The organism is Oceanibacterium hippocampi (genome assembly GCF_900172325.1).
In the GTDB taxonomy this organism is placed as follows: Bacteria; Pseudomonadota; Alphaproteobacteria; order Sneathiellales; family Sneathiellaceae; genus Oceanibacterium; species Oceanibacterium hippocampi.
Genome location: NZ_FWFR01000010.1, coordinates 23,416 through 30,340, shown reverse-complemented (window position 1 = coordinate 30,340; position 6,925 = coordinate 23,416). Strand labels below are relative to the sequence as shown.

Annotated in this window: 6 protein-coding genes and 1 tRNA gene; 4 read left to right on the top strand and 3 right to left on the bottom strand. The window is 63.3% G+C overall.

The annotated features are described in order from the left end of the window. Positions 1-50: 50 nt before the first annotated feature. Positions 51-127: transfer RNA gene (locus OCH7691_RS22580), tRNA-Met, on the top strand. On the opposite strand, the gene OCH7691_RS23850 is transcribed toward OCH7691_RS22580, so the two are convergent. The 3 genes from OCH7691_RS23850 to OCH7691_RS22565 form a co-directional block, all read right to left on the bottom strand. Beyond that, on the bottom strand, positions 84-1,757 hold the full coding sequence (locus OCH7691_RS23850) for a recombinase family protein (RefSeq protein ID WP_085885887.1): 1,674 nt from the start codon (positions 1,755-1,757) through the stop codon (positions 84-86). The two genes, OCH7691_RS22580 and OCH7691_RS23850, sit on opposite strands and share 44 nt — an antisense overlap. Positions 1,758-2,177: 420 nt before the next feature. Beyond that, positions 2,178-2,588, bottom strand: a complete 411-nt coding sequence (locus tag OCH7691_RS22570; protein WP_085885881.1) for a helix-turn-helix domain-containing protein — start codon at positions 2,586-2,588, stop codon at positions 2,178-2,180. 332 nt (positions 2,589-2,920) lie between these two features. Next, positions 2,921-3,733 carry a hypothetical protein gene (locus OCH7691_RS22565; RefSeq protein WP_085885880.1) on the bottom strand — a complete coding sequence of 271 codons (813 nt, stop codon included), beginning with the start codon at positions 3,731-3,733 and terminating at the stop codon, positions 2,921-2,923. A 347-nt stretch (positions 3,734-4,080) separates the two neighbouring features. On the opposite strand from OCH7691_RS22565, the gene OCH7691_RS22560 reads away from it, so the two are divergent. The 3 genes from OCH7691_RS22560 to OCH7691_RS22550 are packed head-to-tail and all read left to right on the top strand — an operon-like array spanning position 4,081 to position 6,906. After that, positions 4,081-5,067, top strand: a complete 987-nt coding sequence (locus tag OCH7691_RS22560; protein ID WP_176245217.1) for a DctP family TRAP transporter solute-binding subunit — start codon at positions 4,081-4,083, stop codon at positions 5,065-5,067. A 57-nt stretch (positions 5,068-5,124) separates the two neighbouring features. Beyond that, positions 5,125-5,598: a TRAP transporter small permease gene (locus OCH7691_RS22555; RefSeq protein ID WP_085885878.1), complete on the top strand. Its 474-nt coding sequence runs from the start codon at positions 5,125-5,127 to the stop codon at positions 5,596-5,598. Positions 5,599-5,628: 30 nt separating this feature from the next. Continuing rightward, a complete protein-coding gene (locus tag OCH7691_RS22550) occupies positions 5,629-6,906 on the top strand; it encodes a TRAP transporter large permease (RefSeq protein ID WP_085885877.1) in 1,278 nt (425 codons plus the stop codon). The last annotated feature ends 19 nt before the right edge of the window (positions 6,907-6,925 follow it).

The following is a 6,925-nucleotide window of genomic DNA, read 5'->3' as shown; positions in this document are numbered from 1 at the left end:
CAACCCTGTCTGCCTCCTCACAAGCGTCACCCGATACCCAACGATATCAACGCGGGGTGGAGCAGCCCGGTAGCTCGTCAGGCTCATAACCTGAAGGTCGCAGGTTCAAATCCTGCCCCCGCAACCATCGACAGTGAACGCCCCGCCGGGAAACCCGCGGGGCGTTCGTCGTTCTGGGCTCCATCGCGCGCTTGCGCGAAGCGCAGCAGGGCGCCCAACTCCCCGTAAAGCTCGATCACGAGGCCATCGTCACTGTCATTGTCAGGCGATTCAGGTGTCAGCCGCACCGCCTCGATGAGCCCGCGCAGCGCCTCGGCCGCCTCCGTTCGCGTCTCCTTCCGGTCGAGCGCTTCGTGCAGCGTGGCGACCTTGGCCCGGTAAAGCTCCGCCAGGGCCGGGTGAAGCCGGGGCAGGGGCTCGGGCGGCGTCAGGGCCTTGAGGCGCTTCTGCTCGGCTTCCAGGGTCAGCAATCGTTCCTGCGTGGTCGGGGTCCGGATCCCGTTCTCGATTGCGCTCATGACCGCCTCGATCTTCGCTTTTGTCTGTTCGAGGGTCCGCCGACTGGCGGTCCAGTCGGCATCGGCTTCGGCCTGCAGCCGGTTCCATTCCGACTGGAACTCGGCCACGAAGGTCCGCACGAGGTCCGGCGTGAACAGGGCGGACTTCAGACCCTCCAGCACGCGTGCCTCGATTGCCTGGCGCCCGATCGTCCGGCCGTTGTTGCAGGTGCCGCGGTCGCGATGCCCGGCGCAGCCGTAGCGGTCCTTGCCGACGATCGTGTAGGCGGCCCCGCAGGCGCCGCACTGGAGCAGGCCGGAGAGCAGGTAGCGCGGCCGGTGCTGGCGGTTGAGTGGGTTCGTCGACGTGTCCTTGTCCGCCCGGCGGTGGGCGATATCTTGCTGCCGGTCACGGACCGCCTGCCAGAGCGCGTCGTCGACGATCCTGAGCGCGGGCACGTCCTGGATGATCCAGTCTTCCGGCGGATTGGGCCGGGCCTGGCGCCGGCCGCTCTCCGGGTCCTTGACGAAGCGTTGGCGGTTCCAGACCAGCCGGCCGACATAGAGCTCGTTGTTGAGTATGCCGATACCGCGGCTGACATTGCCGTGGATGGTCGACGGATTCCAGGTCCGGCCGGCGGGACCCGGCACACCCGCGGCGTTGAGCGCATGGGCAATGGCCCGTGGCGAGCGGCCGGCGGCGTAGTCGCGGAAGATCCGGCTGACGGTCGCCGCCTCTGCCGCGTTGATGCTGCGGCCGCCGGCAACCGGCTCGCCGGCCGCGTCATGCTCCCGGACGACGTCGTAACCGAACGACCTACCGCCGGCCGAGCGGCCGGCCCGGACCCGGCCCTCGAGGCCGCGCCGGGTCTTGTCGGCGAGATCCTTGAGGTAGAGGGCGCCCATCGTGCCCTTGAGCCCGATGTGGAGCTCGCTGATCTCGCCTTCGGAGACCGTCACCAGCGGGATACCGAGAAACGAGAACCGCTTGAAGAGGCCGGCGACATGCTCCTGGTCGCGGGAGAGGCGGTCGAGGCTCTCGGCCACCACGACCTCGAAGGCGCCGTTCCGCGCGTCCTCCTGGAGCGCCTGGTAGCCCGGGCGGAGGGCCGAGGCGCCGCTCATGCTTCGGTCGCGATAGACGCCGGCGAGGCTCCAGCCGCGGCTCTCGACCAGGCGCTCGCAGAGCCGCACCTGGTCCTCGATCGAGGCCTCGCTCTGCAGGTCGCTCGAATAGCGCGCGTAGATCGCTGCCCGCATGGCTCAATCCTCCCGCTTCCTGTTCGTCTTATGTTCCATTGATGCTAGCCCCGAAACCCGGGACTGGCGAGGGGCAAATCGATGAAAAACCATACCCGCTCCTACCCGCTTGCGGCCGATCGCCGACCTTCAGTCGTCGGTCGGCCGCCTCGGCGCCGCCTGAGGTGCGTTCCGGGGCAGCGATGGCTCGGCAGTCGCGCCGGCTGCTGCGCCGCCTGCTTCGGCCGGGGTGGCGCGCTCTCACGGCCGCTCCTCCCTTCAAGGCAAAAACTGTTCGCAGGGAGCAGCAACTCAGCCGACAAGGCGCCATGGGATAATGTAAAGGGTTCAAGAAAAGGGTTAGTGCGCCGCTCCTGTCCCGGGTCACGCGTCACCATTGGCAAGCCCCCTTGCCAACGATGGCTCTCGGGTCGGGCCACATCAGAGGCGCCGCCGCGGGCGTTGGCGAGTTGCGCGGGCCCAGTTCGGGCAATAATGGTTGGTCCGGAAGGTGCGCCCGACTTCGTCGACTGGCGGCTGCCAGGAGAACAGCCAACCGCTCGCATTCAGTCTCGAGATTGCTCGGCTGACCGTTCGCACGCTGCAGCCGATCTCCGCACCGATCCGCTTGCGACCCGTGAAGCAGCTGCCGTCCCAGCCGACATGCTCGATAATGCAGTTGAAGACGTTGCGTGTGGTCGGTGAACAGCCCGGATCCCTGTTGACTACATTGATGAGGCAGAACTTCATGGCGACCTGGCGCGAGCGATTGGCGCTTCCCCAGGCCTCCCGCGCGTCCGCCAAGGTGAAGTCGGTCAGGGGCCCCGCGCCGATATTGGTCTCTCCAGGCATCACTAATTCTCCACTTCCGGACCGTGATAGACGGAGGAGACCGGGCGGACCGGAGAGGGGGCTTGCTGCTCCCCGTCATGATCCTTCGCGGCGAGACGGGCTGTCGCGAAGGCCTCCCGGGCAACGCCCCGGGCGATCACTTCGACAAGAGGCGCGAGGGGGTTCGCATGCCCGCCGGGCCGCTCCCTCCTGCTGCTCCTTGAAGTCCTGCCTGCCACCGTGTTCCGTCCCGCCTGAACGCTTCCATCGATCGTCTGGGCGAGGAGGATCGCAATGCAGGTCAGTTCTGTCGCATTGGCAAATCAGAAAAAAAATCGAGGTCGGGGCGGCCGTCAGGGACGCCGACCCACGACGCGGCGGATCCGTTCCAGGATCGCTTCTTCACCCGGTGGACAGGCCTCCAGTTCGCCGAGCGAGGCCGTGACAAAGCGAAAGAGCGGTCCGGCTGGCTTGCCGCCGCTCCGGGCAATCCGCGCCCTTCTGCCGAGAACCTCGGTGTAGATGGTGACCAGATCGCGAACCAGCTCGTTCAATGCGGCGTCGCCGGGGTTGCCGCGCTGGATGGCCTCGTCCGGCGACGGCTCAGAACCCGCCAGCGCGGCACGGTGCAGGAAGACGAGGCCGTTCAGGCAGCGGTCGATCAGTTCGCTGGAAAAGGCGAAGGGATCGCGGTCGTGGGGATCGCCATCCAGCCCGGGCAGGGTCTCGCGGAAAGGCATCTCGTCGGAATATTCCTGCCCGAGTTCAAGGGCGGCCTCTCTCAGGCCCGGCTGCAGGCTGTGCGATACCTGCCCGAGCATGCCGGCCCTGAACGCCGGAAACGGTTGCAGCGGTTGTCCGGTATCCGGGTCGCACTCCGGGCGGATGCCAAGCTGCCGAAACAGGCGGGCGCAGGACGCCCGGATCTCGGCCCATTGCCGGATGACCGCGGATGGAGCCGGGGCGGAAGCCTCGCTCGACCGGAAACGATACCAGAGAGCGGCCGACCGGAGCCGCTTGAGCAGCCGAGCCCGGGTCGGGGCATCGGCCGGGGGTCTGAGCCTTGCAGCCTCCAGGATGGTGTCGACCGACGCCTCGTCGAAGCTGCGATAGTCCGACTTCCGTACCGGGTTGTTCTTCCAGTCCGGGACCGTTTTCCTTGCCATTCCCGCTGCTCCCCAACGTTGGTGTCGCCGTGCCCTGGATACAGGTCGCCTCGATGACCTGGCCAATATTCTCATGAAAATCGGCCCCGCGGCGCCGAGAGAGTTCTGACCTTTGAAATCTCAGCGGAAAGAAAGGGCATTCTGCCGCCGCGTGGGGGGAATGAGGTTGATCGCTTGTCGCTCTCTCCGGGCCGGACAGGCGTCAAAACGATGAGGCTCGCCGAAGGAAAAGATTCTCGCCGAACAATCAGATTAAATTCAAAATAATGAATGATGTTCATTTTTCTGTTGCGACCACTGCCGTGCCTGTGTCTCCTTCGCTTCGAAGTAGAAAGGAGGAATCGTTCATGAAATTCCATAAGAAGGCGCTCATAAGCGCGCTGGTGATTGCGGGCTTTAGTGCCCCGGCATTTGCCGGTGATGTCTCGCTCCGCTTTGCCCATATCTGGGCCCCGGGTCATCCGTTTCAGACATGCGGCATCGACAAGATGGCCGAAATGCTGAAAAAGGCCGATGTCGGCTTGTCTATCCGCGCCTACCCGTCGGAGCAGTTGGGAACGATGGCGCAACTTGCCGATTCTGTCGTGTCCGGCGATGTGGATATGAGCGTCTTCGGTGCATCGTACCTGGCCAATCGGTACGAGATGATGAACCTGTTCGACTCGGCCTATGTCTTCGAGAGTGCCGAAGATGCCAGCAAGCTAATCGAGAGTAAGCGCGGCGCAGAGATCTGGCAGGGGCTGCTGGAGAAGACTGGGATTCGTCGCCTGGGCAACTGGCTCTACGGTGCCCGGCATATCACCGCGAACAAGCCCGTGCGTTCGCCCGCTGACCTGGAGGGCGTCAAGTTCCGCGTGCCGGACAATTCGCTGATGATCGAAAATGCGCGTTCGATTGGCGCGACGCCAGTGCCCATGGCGTTCGGCGAAGTCTATCTGGCGCTTCAGCAGGGCGTGATCGATGCGCAGGAGAATCCGCTGACTGTAATTGAGACGCAGAAATTCACCGAGGTTCAGGACTACGTCAGTCTCACCGGCCATATGATACAGGTCTCACCTGTCGTCGTTTCGGAAAAGACCTGGCAGAAGCTTGACGATAGCCAGCGTGACACCCTGCTGAACGTGGTCAAGGGCGTCACCGAAGGTGTGAATGAGTGCGTTCGTTCCCAGGAAGCGGCGCTTGTCGCGAAATGGCAGAAAGACGCCTCCGTGACTGTCATACCGGCGGACGAGATCGACATGGATGCGTTCCGCAAGAAGGCGCGTGAACATATCTCGAAGACTTACGGTGATACCGAATGGGGCAAGATCTACGCTGAATTCGTGTCCAGATAAGATTGCCCATAAGGCAGGGCAGCCCGTGCTGCCCTGCCTCAGTTGCGAGGCATTTCGATGTTGCGTGTCGTGAAGATTCTCGAGGCCGCGATTTGCGTCACTTTCGTTGTTGCGATTGTCGCCCTGACGTCCATGCAGATTGTCGCCCGCTATGGCATGAGCCAACCCTTCACGTGGACAGAAGAACTCTCCCGGTTCGCGCTCATTTCATTGACGTTTCTGGGGGCTGCTTTGGTAACCGGCTCCTCCGGGCACATTGTCGTCGACCTTTCCGGGCCAACGAAAGGTCGGTGGAGTCGCCTGGTCGATACGCTTTCCTCGGCTCTGGTGGTGCTAAGCGGCCTCTTTCTCTCGGTAATGGGGGCCTCAAAGGCGTTGTCCCTCGGAGGCATAAAGGCATCAGCCACCGGCGTACCATTGGCCGCGCTCTACTGGATCATGGCTGCAGGGTTCGCGCTGATGTCGGTGCATGCTCTTGCCAGGCTTTTCTCCAGATCGGGGCATGCTACCGATCACCTCCGGGGAATCTGAATCCATGATGGTACGAACGCGAGGAAGTCGGTGACCCTGATCCTGCTCATCATATCCATCCTGGTGTTACTGGCGTTTCGCCTGCCCGTGGCGCTCGCCCTGGCCGTGCCAAGCGCAGTTTACGTGCTGCTCGGTGGCTTCAGCATGGAAATCGCAGCGCAGCGCATGTTCGCCGGCGTGGACTCCTTCCCGCTGCTCGCTGTTCCGCTGTTCATGCTTGCTGGCGCACTGATGAACCAGGGCGGGATAACCGAGAGAATATTCGAGTTCGTGGAATCTGCCCTTGGTCACATCCGCGGAAGCCTCGGCTATGTCAACATCAGCGCCAGCGTCGTCTTTTCGGGGATGAGTGGCGCGGCAGTGGTGGATGCTGCCGGGTTGGGCGCGATCGAGATAAAGGCGATGAAGGAGCGCGGCTATGACGAGAAATTCGCTGTCGGGATAACCGCGGCATCCTCGACTATCGGCCCCATCATCCCGCCGAGTATTCCGGCAGTCGTCTATGCCGTAACGGCGGGCGTGTCGCTCGGATCCCTGTTCATCGCCGGCGTACTTCCGGGCCTGTTGATGGCCCTGGCCCTGGCGATCGCCGTCTACGTCTACACCCGTTTCAATGACGTACCGACGTCGCGCCGGGAGTCCGCTGCGTTCATCTGGAAAGCCTTCGTGCGCGCGCTGCCTGCTCTCATGGCACCCGTCATCATTCTCGCAGGGATCTTCGCAGGATTCTTTACGCCAACCGAGGCTGGCGCGATCGCAGTCCTCTACGCCCTGCTCGTGGCGGCCGTCGTTTATCGGGCGATCACCTGGCGGCAGCTTTGGACAGTCTTGCTGCAAACTGCCGAGATGACCGCGGCGATCATGGTCATCGTGGCCGCGTCAGCGGTCTTTTCATGGGTACTGGCGCTTGAGCAGGCGCCCCAGCTTCTGAGCGCAGCCGTATTGGGGACGACGGACAGTCCGTTCGTTTTCGTGCTGCTCGTGATCGTCGTGTTGCTGCTCGTGGGAATGGTGCTGGAGCCGTTGACGGCGATTCTCATCCTCGTGCCGATGCTGCAGCCTCTGGTACGCGCATATGGCCTGGACCCGGTTCATTTTGGCGTTATCACGATCCTGGCCCTGATGATCGGCCTGTTGACCCCGCCCGTCGGCCTGGTTCTCTACGTCCTGCACTCGGTATCGGGCGTAAGTATTCGAACCGCCATTCAGGGCACCTTGCCCTTCCTGATTCCGTTGATCGCGGCGCTATTATTGATCGCCTACGTGCCGCAAATCAGCCTTCTTCTTCCGAGGTACTTTGGATTCTGATGCGGCGACAGAAAAGGCC